The sequence below is a fragment of the Dyella caseinilytica genome, from assembly GCF_016865235.1.
Lineage (GTDB): Bacteria > Pseudomonadota > Gammaproteobacteria > Xanthomonadales > Rhodanobacteraceae > Dyella_B > Dyella_B caseinilytica.
Window position 1 is genome coordinate 818,125 of record NZ_CP064030.1, and the last position, 24,860, is coordinate 842,984.

19 protein-coding genes and 1 tRNA gene are annotated in these 24,860 nt (G+C 60.6%); 13 read left to right on the top strand and 7 right to left on the bottom strand.

The annotated features are described in order from the left end of the window. The first annotated feature begins 96 nt into the window (after positions 1-96). The 3 genes from ppnN (at position 97) to tmk (ending at position 2,447) form a co-directional block, all read left to right on the top strand. Complete coding sequence (gene ppnN / locus ISN74_RS03380; protein ID WP_188797400.1) at positions 97-1,497, top strand: nucleotide 5'-monophosphate nucleosidase PpnN; 1,401 nt, start codon at positions 97-99, stop codon at positions 1,495-1,497. A gap of 70 nt (positions 1,498-1,567) precedes the next feature. Beyond that, a tRNA-Asn gene (locus ISN74_RS03385) sits at positions 1,568-1,644 on the top strand. A gap of 146 nt (positions 1,645-1,790) precedes the next feature. After that, positions 1,791-2,447 (top strand): dTMP kinase, encoded by a 657-nt coding sequence (gene tmk, locus ISN74_RS03390; RefSeq protein ID WP_188799484.1) that lies wholly within the window; start codon positions 1,791-1,793, stop codon positions 2,445-2,447. Positions 2,448-2,553: 106 nt separating this feature from the next. On the opposite strand, the gene ISN74_RS03395 is transcribed toward tmk, so the two are convergent. Beyond that, the gene (locus ISN74_RS03395) at positions 2,554-2,844 is read right to left on the bottom strand and encodes a hypothetical protein (protein WP_188797402.1); all 291 of its coding nucleotides are present in this window, start codon (positions 2,842-2,844) and stop codon (positions 2,554-2,556) included. A gap of 119 nt (positions 2,845-2,963) precedes the next feature. Continuing rightward, positions 2,964-3,614, bottom strand: coding sequence for a 2-hydroxychromene-2-carboxylate isomerase (locus tag ISN74_RS03400; RefSeq protein ID WP_188797404.1), 651 nt, complete (start codon positions 3,612-3,614; stop codon positions 2,964-2,966). A gap of 250 nt (positions 3,615-3,864) precedes the next feature. Between ISN74_RS03400 and ISN74_RS03405 the strand changes: the two genes are divergently transcribed. After that, positions 3,865-5,121, top strand: coding sequence for a transglycosylase SLT domain-containing protein (locus tag ISN74_RS03405; RefSeq protein ID WP_188797406.1), 1,257 nt, complete (start codon positions 3,865-3,867; stop codon positions 5,119-5,121). A 68-nt stretch (positions 5,122-5,189) separates the two neighbouring features. On the opposite strand, the gene ISN74_RS03410 is transcribed toward ISN74_RS03405, so the two are convergent. Beyond that, the gene (locus ISN74_RS03410) at positions 5,190-7,145 is read right to left on the bottom strand and encodes a S9 family peptidase (RefSeq protein WP_229678973.1); all 1,956 of its coding nucleotides are present in this window, start codon (positions 7,143-7,145) and stop codon (positions 5,190-5,192) included. A gap of 169 nt (positions 7,146-7,314) precedes the next feature. Here ISN74_RS03410 and lgt point away from each other — a divergent pair, with 169 nt between their 5' ends. The 8 genes from lgt (at position 7,315) to msrA (ending at position 13,459) form a co-directional block, all read left to right on the top strand. Further along, positions 7,315-8,208, top strand: a complete 894-nt coding sequence (lgt, locus tag ISN74_RS03415) for a prolipoprotein diacylglyceryl transferase (RefSeq protein WP_188797408.1) — start codon at positions 7,315-7,317, stop codon at positions 8,206-8,208. Positions 8,209-8,506: 298 nt separating this feature from the next. Then, the gene (locus ISN74_RS03420) at positions 8,507-9,301 is read left to right on the top strand and encodes a thymidylate synthase (protein ID WP_188797410.1); all 795 of its coding nucleotides are present in this window, start codon (positions 8,507-8,509) and stop codon (positions 9,299-9,301) included. Between the two features lie 203 nt (positions 9,302-9,504). After that, entirely contained in the window at positions 9,505-9,993 is a 489-nt protein-coding gene (locus tag ISN74_RS03425) for a dihydrofolate reductase (RefSeq protein WP_188797412.1), read from the top strand. Positions 9,994-10,002: 9 nt separating this feature from the next. Further along, the gene (locus tag ISN74_RS03430; RefSeq protein WP_308420743.1) at positions 10,003-10,980 is read left to right on the top strand and encodes a Nudix family hydrolase; all 978 of its coding nucleotides are present in this window, start codon (positions 10,003-10,005) and stop codon (positions 10,978-10,980) included. Positions 10,981-11,018: 38 nt separating this feature from the next. Then, a complete protein-coding gene (locus ISN74_RS03435; RefSeq protein ID WP_188797414.1) occupies positions 11,019-11,297 on the top strand; it encodes a putative signal transducing protein in 279 nt (92 codons plus the stop codon). 8 nt (positions 11,298-11,305) lie between these two features. Further along, positions 11,306-12,241, top strand: coding sequence for a DMT family transporter (locus tag ISN74_RS03440; RefSeq protein WP_188797416.1), 936 nt, complete (start codon positions 11,306-11,308; stop codon positions 12,239-12,241). Between the two features lie 13 nt (positions 12,242-12,254). Further along, positions 12,255-12,773 carry an adenine phosphoribosyltransferase gene (locus ISN74_RS03445; RefSeq protein ID WP_188797418.1) on the top strand — a complete coding sequence of 173 codons (519 nt, stop codon included), beginning with the start codon at positions 12,255-12,257 and terminating at the stop codon, positions 12,771-12,773. A 29-nt stretch (positions 12,774-12,802) separates the two neighbouring features. After that, positions 12,803-13,459 (top strand): peptide-methionine (S)-S-oxide reductase MsrA, encoded by a 657-nt coding sequence (gene msrA, locus ISN74_RS03450; RefSeq protein WP_188797420.1) that lies wholly within the window; start codon positions 12,803-12,805, stop codon positions 13,457-13,459. Between the two features lie 13 nt (positions 13,460-13,472). Here the strand turns inward: msrA and oxyR are convergent, their stop codons facing one another. The 4 genes from oxyR to ISN74_RS03470 form a co-directional block, all read right to left on the bottom strand. Continuing rightward, positions 13,473-14,420, bottom strand: coding sequence for a DNA-binding transcriptional regulator OxyR (gene oxyR, locus ISN74_RS03455; protein ID WP_188797422.1), 948 nt, complete (start codon positions 14,418-14,420; stop codon positions 13,473-13,475). Between the two features lie 262 nt (positions 14,421-14,682). Then, entirely contained in the window at positions 14,683-16,629 is a 1,947-nt protein-coding gene (locus ISN74_RS03460; RefSeq protein WP_188797424.1) for a S8 family serine peptidase, read from the bottom strand. A 145-nt stretch (positions 16,630-16,774) separates the two neighbouring features. Then, a complete protein-coding gene (locus ISN74_RS03465; RefSeq protein WP_188797426.1) occupies positions 16,775-20,815 on the bottom strand; it encodes an ESPR-type extended signal peptide-containing protein in 4,041 nt (1,346 codons plus the stop codon). 443 nt (positions 20,816-21,258) lie between these two features. Beyond that, positions 21,259-22,011 (bottom strand): response regulator transcription factor, encoded by a 753-nt coding sequence (locus ISN74_RS03470; RefSeq protein WP_188797428.1) that lies wholly within the window; start codon positions 22,009-22,011, stop codon positions 21,259-21,261. 145 nt (positions 22,012-22,156) lie between these two features. On the opposite strand from ISN74_RS03470, the gene ISN74_RS03475 reads away from it, so the two are divergent. Continuing rightward, complete coding sequence (locus ISN74_RS03475; RefSeq protein ID WP_188797430.1) at positions 22,157-24,835, top strand: M1 family metallopeptidase; 2,679 nt, start codon at positions 22,157-22,159, stop codon at positions 24,833-24,835. Positions 24,836-24,860: the final 25 nt, after the last annotated feature.

Below are 24,860 nucleotides of genomic sequence, written 5' to 3' on the forward strand. Positions count from 1 at the left end.
CATTGACCGCATTGCCCCGGAAGCGAGATGCTAGGCGGCCGCACACGTGACGCAGGCGAATCTGCATCACGTTGAAGTGGCAGGAGAATGATTGGAATGAATGACACGCAGATCGACAAGTCCGGCAAGCCCGCCACGGTGAGCGCACGTATTTCGCCAGCCGGCGGCCTGGACATCCTTTCCCGCAACGAGGTCGCGCGCTTGCGCGATGCCAGCGGCTCCGGCCTGCATGGCCTGCTGCGGCGTTGTGCGCTGGCCACCCTGACGTCCGGCGATATCAGCGACGATCCCCGCGGCATGTTCGAGCAATATCCGAATTTCGACATCCAGGTGCTGCAGCAGGATCGCGGCATCAAGATCGAGCTGTCGCATGCGCCAGCCAAGGCCTTCGTCGACGGCCAGATCATTCGCGGCATCAACGAACTGCTGGTAGCCGTGGTGCGCGATATCGTCTACATATCCACGCAGCTGGAGCAGGGCAACTTCGATCTGGATGATTCATCCGGCATCACGCATGCCGTGTTCGAGATCCTGCGCAACGCGCGTATCCTCAAGCCGCAAATCGACCCGAACCTGGCGGTGTGCTGGGGCGGTCATTCGATCTCGCGCGACGAATACGAATACACCAAGTCAGTCGGTTACCAACTCGGTTTGCGCGGGCTGGATATCTGCACAGGCTGCGGCCCTGGCGCGATGAAAGGTCCGATGAAAGGCGCCACGATTGCGCACGCCAAACAGCGCCGCCGCAACAATCGCTACATCGGCATCACCGAACCGGGCATCATCGCGGCTGAATCACCGAATCCGATCGTGAATCAATTGGTGATCATGCCGGATATTGAGAAGCGCCTCGAAGCTTTCGTGCGCATGGGACACGGCATCATCGTGTTCCCCGGCGGCGTCGGCACCGCGGAAGAAATTCTTTACCTGCTCGGTATCCTGCTGCATCCGGACAACACCGGTATTCCGTTCCCGTTGATCTTCACCGGCCCCAAGCAATCGGCCGCGTACTTCGAACAGATCGACAAGTTCCTCCGGCTGGCGCTGGGTGATGAAGTCGCGCAGCACTACAAAATCATCGTGGACGATCCGATCGCGGTGGCGCATGCGATGGTTCGCGGTGTCGACAAGGTGCGCAATCACCGCCTGGACAACAAGGACGCGTTCTTCTTCAACTGGTCGCTGAACATTCCTCTGGCCTTCCAACAGCCGTTTGTGCCGACGCATGAAGCGATGCGCAGCTTGGCGATTCACCGCGATCGTCCGCAGCATGAGTTGGCGGCAGACCTGCGCCGTGCCTTCTCCGGCATCGTCGCCGGTAACGTGAAGGACGAGGGCGTGCGTGCGATCGAGAAACACGGTCCGTTCGAGATCAACGGTGAGACCGAAATCATGCACGCGCTGGATCACCTGCTGCAGGCCTTCGTACAGCAACACCGCATGAAACTGCCCGGCGGCACCGCCTATGTGCCGTGCTATCGCGTGCTGACCAGCTGAAGGATTCACTGAAAATCGGGCCTGCGTCTTGACAGCCCAGGCCCCCATTCCCCAAACTATATAGCTCCCCGCCCGAATAGCTCAGCCGGTTAGAGCACTTGACTGTTAATCAGGGGGTCGTTGGTTCGAGTCCAACTTCGGGCGCCAGATAAAACAAGGGCTTGCGGCCTCCGCAGGCCCTTATCTTTTGGGGATGGCCAAGCGCCCGTGTTCTGCCGGCGCATCATTAAAACAACGCTTTCGGACCTGGCTTAACCCGGCGCTCCGCGTGGTGAATCATGTACAGTTTGGGCATGACCAATGGCCTTATTCCTGGGGGCCTGCTGATCGCGGTGGAAGGCATCGACGGCGCAGGCAAGACGACGGTTGCGCACAAGCTGGCGGAACGTTTGCGCGTGCGCGGCATGACCGTGATCGTGGGCAAGGAGCCGACCGCGGGTCCGTGGGGCGCGCAATTGCGGGCGACTGCGGCGCAAGGGCGTCTTTCCGTCGAAGAAGAGATGCGGCTGTTGTTGCTCGATCGCCGGCAGCATGTCGATGAAGTGATCAAGCCAGCACTCGATAAGGGCGACGTGGTCATGCTTGATCGCTATTACCCCTCGTCAGCGGCCTATCAAGGCGCGCGTGGGATCGCGGTGAGCGAGATTCTCCAACAGAACGCTTTTGCGCCTGCGCCGGATATCACCTTGGTGCTGGATCTTGCACCTTCGACCGGCCTGGCACGCATTCGCGCACGCGGCGACAAGCCCAATCATTTCGAAACGGAAGACAATCTTGCGCGTTGCCGCGACATCTTCCTGCAGATGGAGCTTCCCAGCCGTGTTGTGATCGATGCCTCGCGCGGAGCGGATGACGTGCTCGAAAGTGCCTGGGAGGCGATTGGCAACGTCATGTCAGCCAAGCAGCAGGGCACCGGCGCGACAGTTGAGCATGCAGGTGCGCGTCGTTAACTGATCGACGTAGCCACCAGTCATCCGCGCTGAATGTGATTGTGTCGTGCGGCGTACAACAAAAAGCCCCGCGCTTCTAACGCGGGGCTTTTCACTTCAGGGTTGCTTACTTGGCCTGCGAAGCTGCAGGGGTGGCGTGCCGTGAATTCAGTACGGCAGTGGCCGACTTGTCATCATGCTTGGTCGGCGGTGCGCCATGCACGGCCTTCGGTGGCGGACAGTTGTGGCAGAGCGAGTCCCAACTGCTGCATGCCGATGATCCGGGATCGCTCTGGCACTCCGTATACCAGCCGTCGCAAATCTGACAGCTTGGCAAGGCGAAGGATGTGGCGGGATGCATCAGTGCGCTGATGCCAAGCAGAACCGCGGCCGTAGATGACGCAGACACGAGTTTCATGGATACCCTCCTCGATGGTGATGTATCACCCCAGCTCGCTGTTTAAAGGATATGGCCGTGAAAGGGCGGTGAAGCCAGTTGATCTAGGCGGCCAATGGACACCCGATGAATGTATCGGTCTAGCGCTGCGCCCCGGCCGGCCGGGCCAATGCATCCCGATAAAGCGTTTCGTCGATCGCACCGCCCTTTAGCGCCCAGATCACCGCATCCACCCGATCTGCGCCCCAGAACAACTCGCCAAGCAGAAGAAAGGTCGGCACGCCGAAGACACCGGTATCGATGGCTTGTTGCGTGGTGTCGCGCAGGCGTTGTTTTACTTCGGGGCTGCCTGATGCGGCGCTGATGGCATCGGCGTCGAAACCGTTGTTCGCCAGCACGTCGTGCAGGCGGTGCGGATCGGCAATATCGATACCGTCCCGCCATGCCGCGGCAAGCAGGCTACGCGCCATCGCCAGCCGTTGCGTTCCGTCTTCGACGGTGTGCATTGCCCTCAGAGCGGCTAGTGGATTGAACGGATGGCTGGGTGGGCCGCGAAACGGCAGGCCAAGCTGCTGCGCCTGACGCATCACGTCGCGAAACACATAGGCGCGTTTGACGGGGATTTCGGCCGGTCCCTTGGTGCCATAGGTGTTGAGCAACGCGGCGAACAGAATGGGTCGGCAGTTGAGTTGTCCGCCGGCTGCGATGATCCGGTCGACTTGCTCCATGGCCAGCCATGCGTAAGGGCTGACGGGGTCGAAATAAAACGTGATGGGGGTGCTGGCTGTCATAGGGGGCTGGCGTGTTGTGCGCGAGCGCGGAAAGGGGTGTGCTTCACAATAATGGTGGTGTGGCGATGAGGCACGATGACTTTTCTCGCCAAACTTGAGTTAGAAGCATTGGGCTGCCCCGAAAGGCGGGAGGGGCGGCGGGTCCTGTGAGCGACATTAGGATGGCGATCTTTCGCAAAACGCCTCGCCATTCGGCCCGATTTGTGCTTGTCTAGTCAACCGGCCGTTAGACGCCAAAAGGATGACGCCTGTGTTGCTGTTGCAAGCCACCTTTGACCTGAACGACGAAGCACCGTCGCTTCGGCAGCGCCGGGCTTCCGGTCCGGGACCGCTGCGCCCGGCTCAGACGGATACCGGCACGGCACATGTCAGGCCCCGGCGGCAGGCGAGTCAGCGGATCCTGCTGTGCGCACCGGCCACGTTCAGAGGCCAGCGGACGGGGGCGATTCCGCTACCTGCCGGAGGCCAGCGGATCCTGTTTGTCGATCCGCAGGGTTGGGCCACCCGTCGCCGTACCCCGATCAGCGCGATCCCGCTTAGCGGCAGCCCCTATTTGGCTCGTCCGCTGCGCATGCGCTATGTGGCCTACACCACCTCCTTGCCGCGCGCGGCAGGCGATATGTCGACCGTGCTGCTGGCCGCCCAGCGGCATGTAAAGGCGTATCGGCAGCCCACCGCCAATACCCTGGCCATGGCCGCAGGGACGGCCGTGGTGGCGATCGTGACGCATTATTGGCACTCACAAGCGCTGCCGCCGATTGTCACTTCCCTCGCTATTGAGTCACCGCGACTGACGGTGGCGCTGCCACCGCCACCCATGATCGACGCGCCGCATCTGGTTGCGAGGCTCTCCCGGCGGACGTCATTGCCGGTGACGACGACGCCACTGCTTTCAGGTAACGATCTCCAACGTCTGGTGATGGCCTCGCCGGTACAGACAGTGCGCGGCGATGGTTTTGATCTGGATATCGCTTCGCCCAAAAGCCTATGGGCCGCAGCTGGCGCGCGTTACCGCATCGATCCACTGCTGATTTATGCCGTGGCGTTGGTCGAGAGCAAGAGCGCCCAGGCCGATGGCTCCATCACGCCCAGTCCGTGGGTGGTACGGGTGAACGGGCGCATGCACAAGGGATCGCGCGGGGATGCCGAGCGTGCGATTCAAATGGCGCGCCGAATGGCCTTGCCGGTGCAGGACGTCGGCATCATGCAGGTCTATTACCCGGTGCATCGGGATATCGAGCCCGATCCGATCGCGCTGCTCAATCCGGTACGCAACATCGAAGTGGGCACCGGTCTGCTGCACAAGGCGATGCAGCAAAGCCGCGATCCGGTGTTGCGTATTGGCTATTACCACAGCCATGACACAGCGCTGGCGCGCGGCTACGGACAAGCTGTGCTGAGTGTCTATCGCGGGCTGAAGATCGCGATGGCCAAGTCCTCTTCGGCCAATGCCGTGGCCATGGCGCGCGTGCCAACGGATACGCCTGTCACGCGAACGGGCGGGTAAGGCATCACAAAAAAAGCCCGCGTTTTAGCGGGCTTTTTTCTAGGCAGGCATGAAGCGATGGAAGCGCTTCAATTCGGCGCAACGCCTGGGCCGATGTATTTGCCGATGAATGTCTGTAGGTGGTTGTACAAATCCACGTTGTTTTGTTCGTCGTAGAAGCCGTGGCCCTCGTCGGGTTTGGTCAGCCATTCATACGGCTTATGTTCGGCATCCAACGCTGCCCGCATGGCCTTGGCCTGCGCAAACGGGGCGCGCTCGTCTTTTTCACCATGAATCAAAAGTACCGGCACGTTGATCTTGTCGGCCAACTTGTCTGGTGAGTTGGCAGCCAGTACGGCCGGATCGGTGCCGATGGCGGCCTTCAAATAATTGATGCCGCTGTCGTCGCCCTTGATGTCGCCTTTGTCGTACATCATGGCCAGGTCGTAGATGCCGGCGTAGCCGACTGCACATTTGAACAGGTTCGGTGCGCGGATCACCGTCATCAAGGCCGAATAGCCGCCGAAGCTCGCGCCGAATACGCAAACCCGTTTGGGGTCTGCGAAATGCTGCGTCTCGGCCCATTTCACGCCATCGATCAGATCCTGCTGAATGCGGGTACCCCATTTTCCGTAGCCGGATTTGACGAAGCCCGGCCCGCGTCCACCCGAACCGCGATAGTTCACTTGCAGCACCAGATAGCCACGGCTGGCCAGGAACTGTGCGTCGTTGTCGTAGAACCAGTCGTCATTGATCTCGAACGGACCGCCATGCGGCAGCAGCACCATCGGCAGGTCGTTCATCGAAGCGCCGGCCGGTACGGTGAGAATCGCTTCCAGCGGCGTGCCGTCGCTCGCTGTGAAACGCATCGACGTACGCGTGCCGAGCTTGGCGCGATCGATCCCTGCACCGACGGAGAACAGTTTTTTGATGGTGTTGTGCTGGATGTCGAACAGGTAATAGTCACCCGGGTTGCGGTCGCCACTGACCAGGAACACTAGACGGGTGCCGTCTTCGCTGAAGCTGGTGAAGTCCACGAAATCGTCGGGAAATTTCTTGCTCAGCGCCATGTAGAGCGCGGCGAGGTGTTCGTTGCCGTCAATCACGATCGGAGAGGGCACGCCGGTGACGGTCGTTGCGGCAAAGGGCTTTCGCTCGGGAGTCCATTGAACGAAGCCGATGCTGCCGAAGTCGTCTTTGGCCAGTACCTGTCGGTTCGTACCATCCGCATTGAACTGCACCAACGCGGCAGGCCCTCCTTTTGTGCTGGAGAAGGCGTACAAGTGCTGTCCGTCTGCCGTAAATCTGCTGGGCTGGAAACTCACATCGTCCGGGCTTTTGGGCATCGCCGCCCAACCGCCGTTGATCTGCTTGAAGACCACGAAATTCTGGGTTTTGTCGTAACCCCAGGCATAACGGGGCGTGCCGTCAGGACCCATGACGAAGTCCATGTTCTTGATCCCGATCTGGCTGATCAGATGACGTGTGCCGCTGATGGCATCCACGTCGTACAGCCAGGTGTTGTCCTGATCATTCCATTGGTAGGACTGCATATAGAAATGATTGTTCGCCTTGGCAGGCAGGCCGGCGACGGTGGCGTAGCCCTCGTCGATCTGGCGTACGTTGCCGTGCGACTCCAAGGCCCAGTCGCGGCTGAACATCGCCTCGACATGCGAACCATCCACATTGGTAGCCAAAATTTCACCGGTATACGCCGGCTTATCGAGTGATCCGTATAACCTTGCCCTCTCGATGATCAGTCGCGTCGGTCCCACCCAGTGAATATTGGCGGCCAACTGGAATTTGGGCATCTTTAGATAGCTGCGCGGGTGACTCATGTCGCTGAGCTGGTAAATCACCACAGCGTGGTTCTCGCCATCCTCGACATCGACGGCCAGGTACTGACCATCCGGCGAGAGGCGCGGCATGCTGTAGCTACCACGGTGCGCGAAGGCTTCTACGGGTATCAGATCGCCGGCGATGGCTATCGCGGGCATGAGCAGGCAAAACGCGACCGCAAGGGCGCGCAATCGTGCAATCCACATTCCATGTTCCCCTGTTTGTGTCTAGGTTGAGCGCGGCTCCACTTTGCAAGCTCTCCCCCGCAGAGCTGCGCCGCCAAGAGTGTATCCAAGCCAAAGGGAGTGGGGCAGTGGCCCTGACGTTCCGGCATGGGCCCGCTAAACTGCCGGCTTTCATCCCCACGGCTCTGCCATGTCGCCACCCTTTGTCGTTCAGTTCAACCCGGTCGCCTTGAAGTTGGGACCGATCCAGATCCATTGGTACGGACTGATGTACCTGCTTGGCTTTCTGGGCGTGTGGATACTGGGCGAGTACCGGCGCAAACGAGGCCGCTTGCCGGTGAGTCGGGACGCCTTCGGCGACCTGGCCTTCTACGGCATGATGGGTGTGATCCTGGGCGGCCGCATCTGGTACATGCTGTTCTATTACGCTGGCGGCCCCCGTTGGATCTGGACCGAGCCGTTGGCGCTGTTCCGCGTGTGGGACGGCGGGATGAGCTTCCATGGCGGCTTGCTGGGCGTGTTGGCGGCGGGGTGGTGGTGGTCACGCCGGAACAAGCTGCATTTCTTCGATACGGTGGATTTCGTGGCACCGCTGGTGCCGATTGGCCTGGGCCTGGGGCGGCTGGGCAACTTCATCAATGGCGAGCTGTGGGGCAAGCCCGGCCTGGTGCCCTGGGCGATGATCTTTCCCAGTGCTCATGATGAGGATGTTGCGCTGGCAGCCAGCAATCCCAATCTGGCTCAGCTGATGCAGCAATATAACGGGCTGCCGCGTCATCCCTCACAGCTGTACGAGATGGCGCTGGAAGGCGTGGTGATGTTCACCGTGCTGTGGCTGGTCTCCTTGAAGCCGCGTCCGCGCTATCTGATTTCGGGCTTGTTCGCGCTTATGTACGGCTGCTTCCGCTTCGCCGTTGAATTCGTGCGTGTGCCCGATGCGCAGCTTGGCTATCTGGCCTGGGGCTGGCTGACCATGGGTCAGGTTCAATCGCTACCGCTGATCATCGTTGGCCTGCTGCTGATCGGGCTGTCGCGCCGCGCACCCACCTTGCCGCTCGCGGCGCGTGAAACTCAGACGGCGTAAACTCTGAGATGCTCTGATCCATTCTGCGTAGGTGGCATGATATCCAGAAGGCTCTCAGGCTGTGTTGTGCGGCGCAGGGAAGGCCGGGTGCCTTGGCAAGCCGTACGGCATAGCCTGAGAGTCTTCTGGATATCACCCCGTCATTTGAAATGAATGCGTTGGGGCCGGCCTTGTCCGTCCGCATGCCTTCGGCCCATCGTCTCGACAGACGGCCAGTCTGCCTTCGCCGATGGTCCTGTGGTCTGCGAACGGACAAGGCCGGTGACACCTACGCAGAATGGATCAGAGCATCCCTAGCATGCGCGCTTATCTCGACCTGCTTCGTCACGTGCTGGAACACGGCACCGAAAAAACCGATCGCACTGGCACCGGCACGCGCAGCGTGTTCGGTTGCCAGCTACGTTTCGATCTCAACGAAGGCTTCCCGCTGGTTACCACCAAGAAGCTGCATCTGAAATCCATCGTGCATGAGCTGATCTGGTTCCTGCGCGGCGACACCAACATCGCGTACCTGAAAGAAAACGGTGTCAGCATTTGGGACGAGTGGGCGGACGAGCACGGCAATCTGGGCCCGGTTTACGGCAAGCAATGGCGTGCGTGGCCTACTGCCGATGGTCATGTGGTGGACCAGATTCGCTGGGTGATCGAAGAGATCAAGCGCAATCCCGATTCGCGCCGACTGATCGTTAGCGCGTGGAACGTAGGCGAGCTGCCGAAGATGGCACTGATGCCGTGTCATGTGCTGTTTCAGTTCTATGTAGCGGATGGAAAGCTCAGCTGCCAGCTGTATCAGCGTTCTGGCGATATCTTCCTCGGCGTGCCGTTCAACATCGCCAGCTATGCTTTGCTTACACACATGATCGCGCAGGTATGTGGTCTTGGTGTGGGCGATTTCGTGCACACGCTGGGCGATGCGCATCTGTACAACAATCATCTGGAGCAGGCGCGTTTGCAACTGACACGCGAGCCGCGTCTCTTGCCGCGACTGAAGCTCAATCCGCATGTGGAATCGATTTTTGATTTCCGCTTCGACGACGTAGTGATCGAGGATTACCACCCGCATCCCGCGATCAAGGCGCCGGTAGCCGTCTAACGCCGGCAGGCGTTGGCAAATCCGCTGGATTTGGCTCTGGTTTTTGAGCGCAAGAGCGCCACTATGACGGGGTGGCTGGCTGATTTGGCATACCTGCCATGTGTACCTAACCTGCGAAAGGCTATAATGGGCGGTCAGCGTGGCCAGGAATGTTTCCGGCTGCACGTACCGTTCGACCACTGTCATATTTGCCCGGAGCTTCCATGGCCATTTCGTTGATTGCCGCCCTCGACGAGAATTTTGCAATCGGTCGCAAGGGCCAGCTCCCCTGGCATCTGCCGGATGACCTGAAGTGGTTCAAGCAGTTGACGCTCGGCAAGTACGTGCTGATGGGCTACAACACGGCCATCTCGATCGGCCGCGCCCTGCCGGATCGCGAGAACCTGGTGCTGTCCAACCGTCATGAGGCACCGTTCCCGGGCCAGGTCACCGTGCGTTCCATCGAAGAAGCCCAGGCGCGCTCCAATGGCACCGGTCTGATGGTGATCGGCGGCGGCAAGGTGTTCCACGACGCGTTGCCGGCAGCTCAGCGCCTGTACCTCACCTGGGTCAGCGCGGCGGTGGATGGCGCTGATACCTTCTTCCCGGGCATCCACTTTGCGGAGTGGACCGAAGTGAAGCGCACACACCATAAGAAAGATAGCGATCACAGCTACGACTTCGACATGGTCGAGTACATCCGCAACCATTGATTCTTTACCGTGAGCGATCGCGCCGATAGCCGCATGCACGTCATGGCGGGTGTATTGCGCGATGCGCAGGGTCGCGTGCTGCTGGCGCAACGCCCTGAAGGCAAGCATCTGGCTGGCATGTGGGAATTTCCCGGTGGCAAGCTGGAGCCCGGTGAGCAGCCGCAACATGCGCTGGTGCGCGAGTTGCGCGAAGAGTTGGGTATTCAAGCCGATCTCGCCCAAAGCGTACCGTTGATCCGTGTGCCCTGGCGTTATGGCGAACGCGGTTTGCTGCTGGATGCGTGGCAGTTCACCCAGTGGCAGGGCACGCCTGTTTCGTTGGAAGGACAAGCACTGCAATGGGTACTGCCCTCAGCGGTGGATCCGACGATACTCGCGCCGGCAGATCGCCCCATCTTGCAGGCATTGCGTCTGCCTTCGATGTACGCGATCACACCGGCGGATATCACGACGCACCACGCCGAGTTCTTGTGTCACCGGATCAGCACTGCGCTTGAGCGTGGTGTCAGGCTGATCCAATTGCGGCTTCCGCAATGGCCGTTAGATGACGTGCAAACGTTGGCGATGTATTTGCAACGCCTCGCGTTGCCCTATGGCGCGCAGCTGCTGCTCAATGGCGATATCGAAGGCGCTCTCAAGCTGGGTGATGGCGTGGGCGTGCATCTGAAGTCTTCTCAGCTGGCAGCACTTGATAGACGTCCGTTGCCGTGGACGCAGTTGGTCGGTTGCAGTTGTCACGACGCGTCAGAGCTTGAACAGGCCGCGCGTGTCGGTGCCGATTTCGCCACCTTATCGCCTGTAGCGCCCACGGCCAGTCATCCAGATGCCACCCCTCTGGGCTGGCCCCGCTTTCAAAGCCTGGCCGAGGCGGCGGCGCTGCCGGTTTATGCACTCGGCGGCGTCACCCCAGCCCAGGAAGAACAGGCCCGTCGGCATGCCGGGCAGGGTGTCGCTGGCATCGGTGCATTCTGGTCAGGCACACCCTGATGCTTGCCCCTCAGCACCGGCAGCAGTAGCGTGCCCCCATGCGCATCATTTATCGAGCCCAGAACCTGATCGATGCCCACCTGGTGAAGGACGCGCTCGAAGGCGCGGAAATACCTGCTTTCATCTCCGGCGAATACCTTACCGGTGGGGTAGGCCAGCTGCCGGCGCTGGATTACGTCGCAGTGCTGGTGCCCGAATCGAGCCTGGATGTCGCCGAGCCGATCGTGCGCGAGATCGACCGCGCCCTGGCCGAAGCAAGGCAGGTTCTGCAGGACGACGACGGCGGCGTGGACAGCCTGTTGCCGGTGCCAGGCTAGAACCCTTCATGTCTGATCCCTCTACTACCGCGGCGCCTGCGGGCGCCAGCAGCGACGTGTCCACGCGTGCCGCCGTCATCCAGATGGCGGCCGGCGCGATGCTGCTGTCCAGCACCAGCCTGTTTGTGGTCTATGCGCACACCGCGCCTACCGTTTCCGGCTTCTACCGCATGTTTTTCGGGGGCGGCATGCTGTTGGTCTGGGTGGCGCTTCGCGGACGCTGGCAGCGCTTCACCGTGCGCGATCTTGGTTGGGCTCTGCTACCAGCGGCCGGTTTCGCGGCTGACCTGATCCAATGGCATCGCAGCATCCTGTGGGTCGGGCCGGGGATCGCCACGTTGCTGACCAACTTCCAGGTATTCCTGATGGCCTTGGTTGGTTTTACGTTTTACCGCGAGCGCCCCGGCCGCTGGTTCGTACCTGGCATGTTGCTGGCGATGGTGGGCTTGTGGCTGCTGGTCGGCGCGCATTGGTCGATGTTCGATGCGCGACATCGCCTGGGCGTATGGCTGGGCTTGGGCAGCGGCGTGGCCTATACCGTTTACCTGCTGAGCTTCCGGCGGGCACTAAAGACGCACACACGCCTTTCCCCAGCACAATTCCTGGGACTGATGAGCTTGCTATGTGCGCTCATGCTCTGGCTTTGGGGCAGCGGCGAGGGGGATAGCTTTGCCTTGCATGGTGTTGCGAACTGGAGCGTCTTGCTGGCACTGGGATTCTTCGGTCAAGTGCTCGCATGGCTGCTGATGGTGCAAGCCATGCCGCGGTTGCCGGCGTCGCTGGTGGGATTGCTGCTGTTGCTGCAGCCGGTGCTGGCTTTTGTGCTGGATGTGATTCTGCTCGGGCGTCCCACGATGTCCGGGGATTGGACCGGGCTGGCGCTTGCGCTGGCAGGTATCCTACTCGGCGCGCTGCGGCCCGGTCGTCGCGCGATCAAAGCTTGATGGGAGTGAATGCATGACATCGTTTGAGGGTCTGATCCGCGCGGTACCGGATTTTCCGAAGCCGGGTGTGATTTTCCGTGACATCACGCCACTGCTGGCCGATGGCGCGGCGTTTGCGCGCTGTATCGATGCCATGGCCGAGCCGTGGCAGGGCCACGCAGTGCAGGCTGTCTGTGGCGTTGAATCGCGCGGGTTCATCTTTGCGTCGGCCCTTGCGCAGAAACTGGGTGCCGGCTTCATCCCGCTGCGCAAGCCGGGCAAGCTGCCGCCTCCGGTGATGCATGCCGACTACCAGCTCGAATACGGTACAGACCGCCTGGAAGCCCGTGCAGATACCGTGCGCCAGGGCGAACGCGTGCTGCTGGTCGACGACGTGCTGGCCACAGGGGGAACCTTGGGTGCGGCGCGCGACCTGCTTGGGCAGCTTGGGGCCGACCTGGTCGGCGCCTCGGTGGTGATCGAACTGCTGGCCCTGCAGGGAAGGAAACTCTGGCCCGACAACATTCCGTTACATACCTTGTTGCATTATTGATTCCCAGACATTGGAAGGAGGATGCGGTCATGCTTGGCATTGGTGCCTGGAAACAACGCATGCCTCATTCGGACGAGGCCTTGCCCGGGCGCGAGCAACCGCTCGTGCCCACCGACAGCCATCATGTGCATGGGCGCTCGCTGCAATCGGAGGCTTTCCCGGGCAGCGAGAGCGTGTTGTTCGGCATGGGTTGCTTCTGGGGTGCCGAGCGCAAGTTCTGGAATCTGCCCGGTGTGCTCACCACCGCAGTGGGGTACGCGGGAGGCTATACGCCCAATCCGTCGTATCGCGAAGTGTGCTCAGGCATGACCGGGCATGCCGAAGTTGTACGGGTGGTGTACGACCCGTCGAAGATCTCCCTGGATACTTTGCTGAAAACGTTCTGGGAAAACCACGATCCGACGCAAGGCATGCGTCAGGGGAATGATGCGGGAACGCAATATCGTTCAGCCATCTATACGTCCAATGTGGCTCAGCTTGATGCTGCACAGGCTTCGGCTAGGCGTTTCCAGGCTGAGCTGGCGCAAGCGGGGTACGGCAATATCACGACCGAGATTGCGATGGCGGGGCCGTTCTATTTCGCCGAGGACGATCATCAGCAATACCTGTCCAAGAACCCGGATGGATATTGCGGGCTGGGTGGTACCGGCGTGACGTGTCCGATCGGGCTTTCGGCTGCTTACTGAGTCATGCGCGCGTTCAAACCGTGCGCCGACGCTTAGCAGGAGTGATGTTCACCGCACTGTGCGGATCGAGCAGGTCATGTGGCAATTTCTTGAACACGTCAGCCAACAGCTTCAGGAAACTGCTCATCGCCGAACTCTTGCGCCACACCATGGCGATCTTCCGGCTCGGCGCATGCCCACTGAATTCGACCAGTTGCAGGTTGGGCACCTGGGCGATCGGCGGTTTCACGGCGAGCGTGGGCAGCAGGGTGATGCCCACGTTGGCGGCAACCATTTGCCGTAGTGTTTCCAGGCTGGTGGCGCGGAAACCGGTTTTTTCACCCGCACCGGCCATATGGCAAACCTCCAGCGCCTGATCGCGCAGACAGTGGCCATCCTCGAGCAGTAGCAGATTCTGGTCGGAAAGATCGTTGAGCTTCAATTGCTGGCGCTTGGCCAGCGGATGCGATTGCGGCACGGCCAGCAGGAAAGGTTCCTCGAACAGAAACTCGCTATGCAGACTGTCGTCGTGCAGGGGCAGGGCGACGATGCAGGCGTCGAGCTTTCCCTCGCGCAGACGATGCAGCACCGTCTCGGTTTTTTCCTCAACCAGCAGCAGCTCCAGGCGCGGGAAGCGATCGCGCATCATGGGTACGACATGCGGGAGCAGGTAGGGACCCAATGTGGGGAAGATACCCAGGCGCACCGTGCCGGATTCCGGGTCCACCGTGCGGCGGGCGACGCCCTTGATCTGCTCGATTTCGTTGAGTACTTCACGGGCGCGATTGGCGATATCGCGGCCGACATCGGTCAGCAGCACTTTGCGCGGGGTGCGCTCCACCAAAGCCACGCCCAGTTCGTCTTCGAGCTTCTTGATCTGGGTGGATAGCGTGGGCTGGCTGACGAAACAGGCTTCCGCGGCGCGGCCAAAATGGCGGTGCTCGGCCAGGGAAACCAGATAATGGAGATCGCGCAGGTTCATGGATTGCCCTAATTATAGATGCAGTCTATGAACCCAATGGTAGTGATCGATTTTAACAATGCAAGTGCTGCATTCGCCCACTTGGTGTGGCGCAAGGAGCTGAGGGATCTGCAGTTTCCGCCGCTGGCCGATATCAAGAAGGGCCTTAGCCATGCGCCAGGCATCAACATGTCGACCTCGTGGGCTCATCAAAGGTCCGATCGGTGGCCATAAAAAACCCCGGCATGTGCCTGCCGGGGTTTTTTGCACTACGCGTTGTCGATTACGGATTGTAATCGGCCAGAACGGAGATGTTGCTGTAAATGCCTTGCGATGCGGCGACGCGGATGTAGTAGGTCGTCGCTTGTGGCTGCGCGATCACTACAGCCTCGCTGGTGCCTGGCTTCACGGAGCTGAAGTCCGCGTCGCTACCGTCTGCTGCCGGAGCGGTGCCCGCTTTCACATACATCGCAACGTTGCCTGAGCCGCCAAGTGTGCGGATGTTCAACGTGGTCGCGCCCGACGGCACTACGATCGAGTAAAGGATGCTGCCGCTGCTTGCGCTCTGACCCGACAGCAGCGAGCCTTTGGTCAGCACAATGGGTTGTTCTCCACCATTGTCGCCGCCGTTGTCACCACCACCATTGTCGTTACCGAGTGCCAGATTGACAGCCGCATAGGCATCGAGAATGCCCGCACCGATCGGCTGGTCTTCGGTCACCGGGAACGCACGCGCCGATTTCACCAGGATATTGGTGATTTGTGCGGGTGTAAGTGCCGGCAGGCCAGCGGCTTTTACCGCACCGACGATCATCGCCACTGCGCCGGTCACGTGCGGGGTAGCCTGCGAAGTGCCGGCCATGCCGCCGTATGCCTGGACGGGATCTGCTGGGTAGATGGGGCTCGTCGTGCCGAGATTGAGGGCTTGCCAGATGAACCCTTCATTTACCTGCGTGCCTGACGATGCGTCGTTGGCATAAATGCCACCACCCGGCGCTGAGAGGGTGATGCCGTTGCCGTAGTTGGAATAGAACGCGCGCTTGCCGGTAATGCCGTTCGCCGCTACGGCGATCACGCCAGGGCAACTGGCCGGTGTGAAACCTGAAACATTCGCCGAGCTGTTGCCAGCCGCCACCACGACGGCGGTGCCGCGGCCTAGAGCATCCTGGATGGCCTGGTATTCCGGATCATCTGCGGCGCATTGGTCCTCGCCGCCCAAGCTCATGCTGATGACTTGCGCGATGTGGGTGTTGTCGGGAACACCATCGACATGGCCGCCCGACGCCCATTCGATCGCATCGGAAATATCGGAGTCGTAACCGCCGCAGTGACCAAGCACGCGAATCGGCAGCACTTTCGCGTTGTAAGCGATACCTGCCATGCCCATGTTGTTGTCGGTCAGCTCGCCAATCACGCCGGCTACGTTGGTACCGTGCCAGCTGCTGTTTTCCGCTGCGGTGCCTGCGCCGCACTCGTTCCGGGTCGTCCAATCACCCGTATCCCAGCCGCCAGGTACGCGGCCATCGACCGCGCGGCCGGACACGGTGTGATCGTCGATGAAGTCGTAACCCGCATCGCCCAGCGATGTGTCCAGATCGGGATGCTGCGTGATGCCCGTATCGATGACCGCCACGGTGACGCCGGTGCCGTCTGCGATATTCCACGCATTGTTGACGTTGGCGCCACCGACAGCATTGGAGAAATTCCATTGGTAATCGGCGTAGTACGTATCGTTCGGCGCTACGGGCGTTGGCGCGTCGGTCGGCTTGCCCAACGAGGCGGGTGCCTTGAAGTCCTGCACCGCGTGCAACATGCGATCGGGCTGGACGTGCGCAACGGCAGGATCGGAAGCGATCTGCGCCATCAGCGTATTCGCTTCGCTCTGGCTCAACTTGCGCGACGTGCGAATCAGGTCAGCGCCCATGGCGAGCTTGCGCTGATAGGAGGCCGAAAGCGCTGGTGTCGTTGTTCCGTTCACGGACATCGTTGCGTTGTTGAGGCCCACGTGACCGATGGCGGTAATGACGTTTTGAAGAACGGCAGCACTGCTGTCACGTTCGGACGTACCGGGCTTATAGGTGATGATGAAGCGATCATAGTTTTGATCAGCGTTGCTCACGCCGACAAACTTGGCAGAGAGCGAAGGGGCGTCTGCGGCATGAATGGCTGGCACGAGCAGAGCCAGTGCGGTCGCGAGCGCGCTGATGCGTAAGGATGAAAGTGACTTCATACATGGATCCTTGAAGTGAGTCCGGGGCTATCCGCGCGCCGGATGGAAAGACGGGCGATGCGGAGTCGCCCGGTAATCGCCACGCCGTGGCGGCGTGGCAAAAGGGACGCTCTGTGCATCGAGTCGATGAACAGAGCGCTATCGGTTACCAGCCGAAGCTGACGCCAACGCTGCCGCTGGATTCGCCGCCGCCGGCAATCGAGCCGCCGATCAGCACGGCACCATTGCCGGGAATGCGGTGCGCAATACCGACCGCCAATGCGGACTGGCCCGCGTAGGTGCCTGCCGCTGCACTGACGCGGTTATCCGTACCTGGTGCCGCGGCGATAGCGCCCGCCATGCCGGCCATCGCGGTACCCATGGCACCGACGCGATTCAGACGCAGATTGACGGAATGGAACTGGCTGTTCACCTGATCGCGGAAAGCGTTGAAGTTATCGCTGCTGACCAATCCCGCCGTCTTCTGATCGGTATATGCATTGGCGGAACTCAGGGTTTGCGCATCGCCGTTATCGGCATAAGTCTCCGCTGCGCTGATGGCACTTTGCGTGGCCGCCGTGACCTGGCCTACGTTGGCAGCATCCGTTGCATTGACACCGGCGGCCACGTTGGTGATCTGACGTTCCGCGCCAACGCTGCCAACCGACACCGTGTTGGCTTGATCGGCGACAGAACCCGCACCGATCGCCACGGCGTTCGATGCAGTGACCTGGCTGCCTTGACCAATGGCCGTACCTGACGACGCTGTCACATTGCTATCGGCGCCCACTGCCACCGCATTGGTAGCCGTGCTCGCGATTTGTGCATTGTTACCCAAAACTGTGCTGGTTGGATCCGTAGTGCTCGCGATCGAGGTAACCGTTGCGTTCTGTGGACTGGCGTTGTTTGTGATTGGTGCGATGTCGATATTGCGGGTGATTGCAGGCGCCGCGTACACCTGGGTCGCGAGACTGCTCACGCGTCCATTGAGCGAATTGATGCTGCTGAGTGCACCAGTCATGGCGCTATCCAGTGCTCCGAATGCAGCGCCCACATTGGCGTAACTATTGCCCTGAATGCTGAATGTCGAAGCGCCCATCACACCGTTCGCGCCTACGGTGAAGAGGCCGGCCTGCTTCAGCTGAGAAACGTTGACCGCGTCGGTGTCCGCTGTACCAGCTGCCACATTCGTGATTTGGCGTTCTGCCCCCGCGCGCCCCACCGACACGGTGTTGGCACGATTGGCAACCGAGTTGGTTCCCAGTGCGACTGCGTTGGTGGCCGTCGCTGAGGAGGAGACACCTAGGGCCATCGCGCCCTGAATGGTGGCGTTGGCCTTCTCACCGAGTGCAATGGAATACTTGCCGGCCGCATGCGCATTGCCACCGAGTGCCATGGCATATCCGCCACTTGCATTGGCTTTGAGGCCAAGTGCCACTGTGTCGTCGTTCGTTGCCGATGCTTGATCGCCCACGGCTGTCGCGCTGAACGCGTAGGGAGCATAGGCGGCCGACGTCTTGGTCGTGGCTACGGCATTCGCACCGAGTGCCAGGGAACCATAGCTGCCCGCGTGGGCACTCGCGCCTACGGCCACCGTGTTGCTTGAACCGGTTGCTGTGGCGTTGTGCCCCAGCGCTACGCTATTGGTGCCGCTGGCAGTTGCCGATGCTCCTGCGGCCAATGCGTAAGAAGCGGTAGCCGACGCATTATCGCTGCCGTTGTTCTTGCCGTTTGCGGTGAAATAGCGAGAGGTCTGAGCACCCGCATCGGCAACATTTGCGACTGCATCCAGCTGCGATTTATTCACGGCATCGGTGCCTTGCGTGCCGGCAGCGACATTGGTGATCTGACGTTCGTTGCCAACGCTGCCCACCGAGACCGAGTTGTCACGATCGGCAACCGAGAGCGCGCCTAGCGCAACGGCGTTGGCACCCGTCACCTGGCTTAGCTCACCGATGGCGACGCTGCTATCGCTAAGTCCGTTGCGCCCTGCGCCAGCGCCGATGGCCACTGAACGATTGCCGTTGGCGATAGAGCCCACACCCACAGCCGTACTTTCGTCACCTTCGGCTTGCGCATAGCTGCCAATGGCCGTGGCGCTCTGGCCCTGAGCATCGGTTCCGCCTGCAATAATCTGATTAGTTGTCTGATCAACAAAGATGCCCACGCCACCGATGGCGGTCGCGGCACTATTTCCTGCGTGAGCGGTAGTGCCGATGGCGATGGCATTTTGTGCGCCCGCACTGACGTCGGAGAAAAGGCCAAAGGCCATCGAGTTGAAAGCGTCGTGCTCTACCGTTGCAAAGGTGCCTAGGGCGATCGAACTGCTGGCGCCCGTGTTGACCTGCGAGAGTGCGCCCATCGATATGCCGAAATCGGCACCACTCGCCACGGTGCCGCCATTCGCAGCGAGCGAATACACACCACTTGCCGACGCGTTGTAGCCGAGCGCTGTCGACTCCTGTGCAATGGCTTGTACGTTCTGGCCGATTGCCGTGCTGGAATCGCCGAACGCTGCGCTGCTATAGCCAGCAGCAAGACTGTACTGACCCATGGCATTAGCACCGCTACCGAAGGCGGAAGCACCATCGCCCATGGCAAAGCTGCCCGAGCCGACGGCGATACCGTATTGGCCGGTAACGAGCGCGTCGTCATTGCCTTGACCGGTGGCCGCAAAGTAGTGGCTTGCGGAAGCGACGCTGTTGGCCAATGTGTCGAGCTGCGATTTATTCACCGCATCGGTCGCTTGCGTGCCGGCGGCAACATTGGTGATCTGACGATCGATGGCTGCGTGCTTGACGCCGTAACCATCAGTCCATTCTGCATCGGCACCCACTGAAACCGTATTGGCGCGATCTGCATACGAGCCCGATCCCAGTGCAACAGCATTAGAAGCGCCATAGGCCACTTCGCTGCTTTCGCCAAGTGCTGTCCCGTTTGCGTCAAAGCTGAAGGCGTTCGCACCGATGAGTGTGCTTTGCGGGGCCCAATCCGCGATAAAACTGCCTGCGCCCACCACCGTGCCGCGATAAGCATCTGCTTGTGCGTTGGAGCCGACCGCGGTGATTTGATCGACGGCGTTCTCGCTGCCTGCTCCAGCACCCAGCGCTGTCGAGTTATCGCCAAGTGTCCATGCACCTGCACCGACTGCCAACGTGTTGTAACCGATCGCCTGAGTCGCCTCGCCCAAAGCGGTGGAGAACATACCTGTGGACTGGCTGCCCCATCCCAGCGCGATGGTACCCATGTTGTCCGTTTGGGCGCCTTCACCGATGGCGATGCTGCGCACGCCATATGCGTGGCTGTTCGGGCCCATCGCAATCGATGACCAACTGGTAGACGAGCTGCCCGAGCCAATGGCGATAGCGCTGTAGTAACTCGCCTGCGCGTTATTACCTAATGCAATCGTATAGTCCCCAGTTGCAGAGCTGCCATAGCCGAGAGCTGTGCTGTACTGGCCGATGGCATTAGTGCCGCTGCCGAACGCGGAAGCGCCATCGGCCATGGCGAAGCTGGCAGAACCGGCGGCAGTGCCGTATTGGCCGGTAACGAGCGCGTCGTCGTTGCCCTGACCCGCCGCAGCGAAGTAGTGGGAAGCGGAACTGACGCTATCGGCCAAGTTGTTGAGCTGGGACACGTTCACGGCGTCGGTGCCTTGTGTGCCAGCGGCGACGTTGGTGATCTGACGCTCGTTGCCAGCGCTACCTACCGACACCACATTGTCTTGGTCGGCGATTGACCCAGCGCCGAGCGCAATGCTGTTGTTGCCGGATGCGGAGCTATTTTGACCAAGCGCAAGGCTGCTCGCACCGGCGGATAGGGCGTCGTGGCCGATAGCGACGCTATCGGTGCCGCGCGCGAGTGACATGTAGCCCAGCGCGGTGGCGTAGTCGCCGAGCGCAGTGGCGCGAACACCCAAGGCAGCGCTGTAGTTGCCAGTGGCCATCGCCAGAGGGCCGCACGCAAACGCATTGCTTGAAGCCAGCGGCTGATTGGCAGTCGTGAACGATCCGGTGCATACATCGGCGTGGGCCTTTGCAGGTACCAGCGTGGTGGCGAGCACGATGGCAAGCGACAGCCCGGCGAGGCGAAGGCCACAGCGCTCCTGTTTGTTGACGACGCCAACGACTTTGCAGCGAGCCAATTCCGACGCTACGACGACAACGCCTAGCGATGCGTTCCAAATTTTGCTGTAGATCTTGTTCATGCGTGTTGCTTTCTCCATGCAAAAAGATAGGCAGGACGTGCCTGCACGCTTGTGCGTGCCGCATCGAGGCGCTGAAAGCTGGAATGAAGTTCCCCTCGAGCCTGCTGTCTGTGTGTGCCTCAGCCGATTTCCCTGATGTCGGCGTTGGTCATGTTGAGCGGCTTGAGCATCTCGGCACGCGGCCAAGGTAGTCACTCACGCAAATGCACGGAGACTCACTTTTTTTCACGTACGCTCACGTTTGGAGACGACCTCATTGGGTCATGTACGTGTTGTTCAGATTGTGCTGTGCGTGACGTGCAGGCGTAGAGAGGCAGTGCGGCATTCTTCGAACTGTCGGGGTGTTGCACCGAAAGCGCATGGAACGAGCGAAGTTATCTGACAAGGTATGTCGGCATGCATCGCATGTCGCGCGGAACATCGCGCCGCGCTTACGCTGTAAGTCAGCGGGGCAATGAAGACATGGAGCGAGATGCATCGCACGAAAGCAAATAGCCCTTGCCGCGTACGGTTTGCAGTGGCAACGCCTCCCCGGTGCTGGCGAGCACCTTGCGACGAAGACGGTGAATCGTCATTTCGAGACGGTGCGGATCGAAGTCGTACGCGTTACGCGCAATGGCTTCGATCAATGCTTCACGCCGCACGAGCTGACCGTTCTTGATGGCCAGTGTCATCACGATGCATTGCTCCGCCGCGGTAAGTGTCACGACATTGCCGCGAGGAGATACCAGCCGCCAACCACCGTTTTCGAGCCGCCATTCCGGCCGGGAAGGTGAGTTGGCGACGGTTTTGTTTGAGAGTTGGCAGGTCAATCGCCGCTTGAGGCTGTGTAGCATCGCTGCCAGAAGATCCAGATCCACCGGCTTGGTGAGATAGAGGTCTGCACCGCTTTCCAGTGCTTGAATAGGATGTTGACGCCTATCCCGTCCGGTGAGCATGACAATGCCGATATTCGACATGGCACGCAGGTGCTGTGCGACGGTAAAGCCATACTCATCGGGAGGGCAGACATCCAGTAATACGATGTCGAAGCGCTGTGCCAGCATGATCCTGTAAAGCTCCGCCGCGGAGGTGGCGCCGGCGCCACGAAAACCGCAGTTCTTCAAGGCGGGCAGCAGAATGTCCTGTAGTAGTTCGACATTGCTTTCCAGCACGGCGACATGCAAAGCGGGCGCGGAGGACGGTCGGTGATCCATCATCGACTCGGGTTTCTGTACGGGAGAGGGCGTTTAGCTTAGGGCGGTCGGATAAGTCCGATCAGAGGGCTATGCCGTATGGCACTGTGGCAGAGCGCCTACTTGGCATAGCGTCAAATGTTTTGGACACCGTAGGTGGGTTGATATGAAGCGTCTTTTCCGTCCTTTGGCCATGACCGCGCTGGCGGTTTGTTGCGGTGCCGCGTTTGCGGCAACGCCCGCCGACCAGGCACCGCATGGTCAGCTGCCGCGCTGGGCTGTGCCTGTGTCGTATCAGCTCGCCTTCAAGGTCGATCCGGCGCAACAGGGTTTTTCGGGAACGACCACCATCAAGGTGGACTTGAAGCAGGCAGCAGATCATCTGTGGTTGGACGGCCGTGACCTCGATGTTTCCAAGGTCACGATTACCGACGCCAGTGGCAAGGTCCACGATGGCAAGTACGTCGCCGTTGCGCCGAAAGAGGGCGTGTCGCGTATTGATTTCGGCAGCACGCTCAAGCCGCAGCAGCTGACATTGACTATTGAGTACACCGCGCCGCTCAACGAGCAGCTGCAGGGCCTCTACAAAGTCAGTCATGCGGGTGTACCGTACGCGATGACGCAAATGGAGCCGATCAGCGCGCGCTATGCGTTCCCCAGTTTCGACGAGCCGGGCTTCAAAACGCCCTATGACATCGCACTGACGATTCCGTCGGATCTGGTGGCCGTTGCCAATACCAAACAGATCAACGAAGCGCATGCCGGCGACAAGTGGAAGACGTTGACGTTTGCACAGACGCAACCGCTTCCCAGCTATCTGGTCGCGTTTGCCGTGGGTCCGTGGGATATCGTCAACGGCCCGGATATTTCGCCAGACGATTATCGCACCGAGGTTCTCCCGTTGCGCGGCATTGCAGCGCACGGCGAAGGCCATCGCATGCAGCATGTGTTGAGCGAAACGCCGAGCATCATTCACACGCTGGAAAACTATTACGGTTTCGGCTATCCGTTCGGCAAACTCGATCTGCTCGCCGCTCCGGATTTCTCCGCTGGCGCGATGGAAAATCCGGGTTTGGTGACTTTCCGCGATTGGCTGCTGTTGCTCGATCCGGATTCTCCGGCCAAGTATGTACGCGGTTCGTTCAACGTGACGGCGCACGAACTGGCCCATCAGTGGACCGGTGATACCGTGACACTGGCGTGGTGGAACGACATCTGGCTCAACGAAGCTTTCGCCACCTGGATGCAGCAGAAAGTCACCATGAAGGTGCATCCGGAATATCGCGCCGATCTCGATCGGATCAGCGGTGCAGAGGGTGCAATGCATAACGACAGCCTGACCACGGCGCGTCAGATTCGTCAGCCGATTACCGGCAATGGCGATATCGAGACAGCGTTCGACGGCATCACTTATCAGAAGGGTGCTGCTGTACTCGGTATGTTCGAGGGCTATGTCGGCGAAGACACCTTCCAGAAGGGCATGCGTGCTTACATTCAGGCACACAAGTTCGGCAACGCGACCGCTGACGATCTCGTGGGCGCCATCGCTACCGCCGCAAATCAGGGTCCGACATTCAAGCATGCTTTCAACAGCTTCCTCGATCAGTCCGGTGTTCCCTACGTGCAGACGCGACTGGAGCAGAAGGATGGCAAGACCATCCTTCATCTGAGCCAGGATCGCTATCTGCCGGTTGGCAGCACGGGCGATGTAAATCGCGTGTGGGGCATTCCGGTTTGCGTGCGTTACGCCACCAGCGACGGTACGAAGCAGAGTTGCGAATTGCTCGACAAGCCGACCGGCACGATGGTGCTGGCAGACGCCAGCACGCCGACCTGGGTGATGCCCAACGCCAACGCGCGTGGTTACTACCGTTTCAATCTGAGCAAGACGGAATGGGCCGATCTGACCCAGCACGTCGCCACGCTCAGTGACACCGAGCAGCTCGCTTACGCAGACAGCATCGACGCGGGTTTCCGTCACGGTGAGTTGAACGCCGGCGACGCGATGGCCGCGCTCAAGCCGCTGACCAGCGTGACGACTCGCGAGGTCGTGGTGGCACCGTTGCAGACGATCGAGTGGATCTATAGCAACGAAGCCGTGACCGACGCACAGCGCGCCAAAATCGTGGCGTGGGTGAAGGATGCTTACATGCCACGCATGGAGCAGCTTGGCTATCAACGCAAGCCCGGCGAAGCCGATGGCGATTCGTTGTTGCGCAGTGCGTTGGCCAACGCACTCGCACTGGACTTCAAAGTGCCGGAAGTGCGGGCAGCCTTGCTCAAACAGGGTGATGCGGCGCTTGCCAAGAACGCCGACGGTCATCTGAATCTGACTGCTGCAGATCCGGATCTGCTCGGCGTCGCCCTTGCTGTGGCCGTGCAGGAACATGGCGAGCCAGCACTCGACGCCCTGATTGCCGAACTGCCTCAGACCACAGACCCTGCGTTGCGCAACGCCATGCTCGATGGGCTCAGCGCGACCGATACGCCCGCATTGGCGGACAAAGCGCGTGACTTCTCGTTGAGCAAGCAAGTCAAGGTCGGTGAAATGGCGGCCATTCTGCGCGGTAGCCATGACACGCTTGCCGCTCGTGATGCACTGTGGCACTGGTTCACGGGTCACTACGATCAGGTCGTTGCGCGTACCGGCAGCTTTGCCGGTGGCCGTCTGCCGGCACTGGCCGGTGGTGGCGGTTGCTCCACGGCGGAAGCGGATCGCTTGCAGGCTTATTTCGCGCCGCGCCTGAAGGATGTGACCGGCGCCGACCGTGGCCTTGCCCAGACGCGTGAGCAGACCTTGTTGTGTGCCGCGCTGAAGGCCAAGCAGGATCCCTCGAAGATCTAACCGCAAGCCAGCGTAGATCGACAGG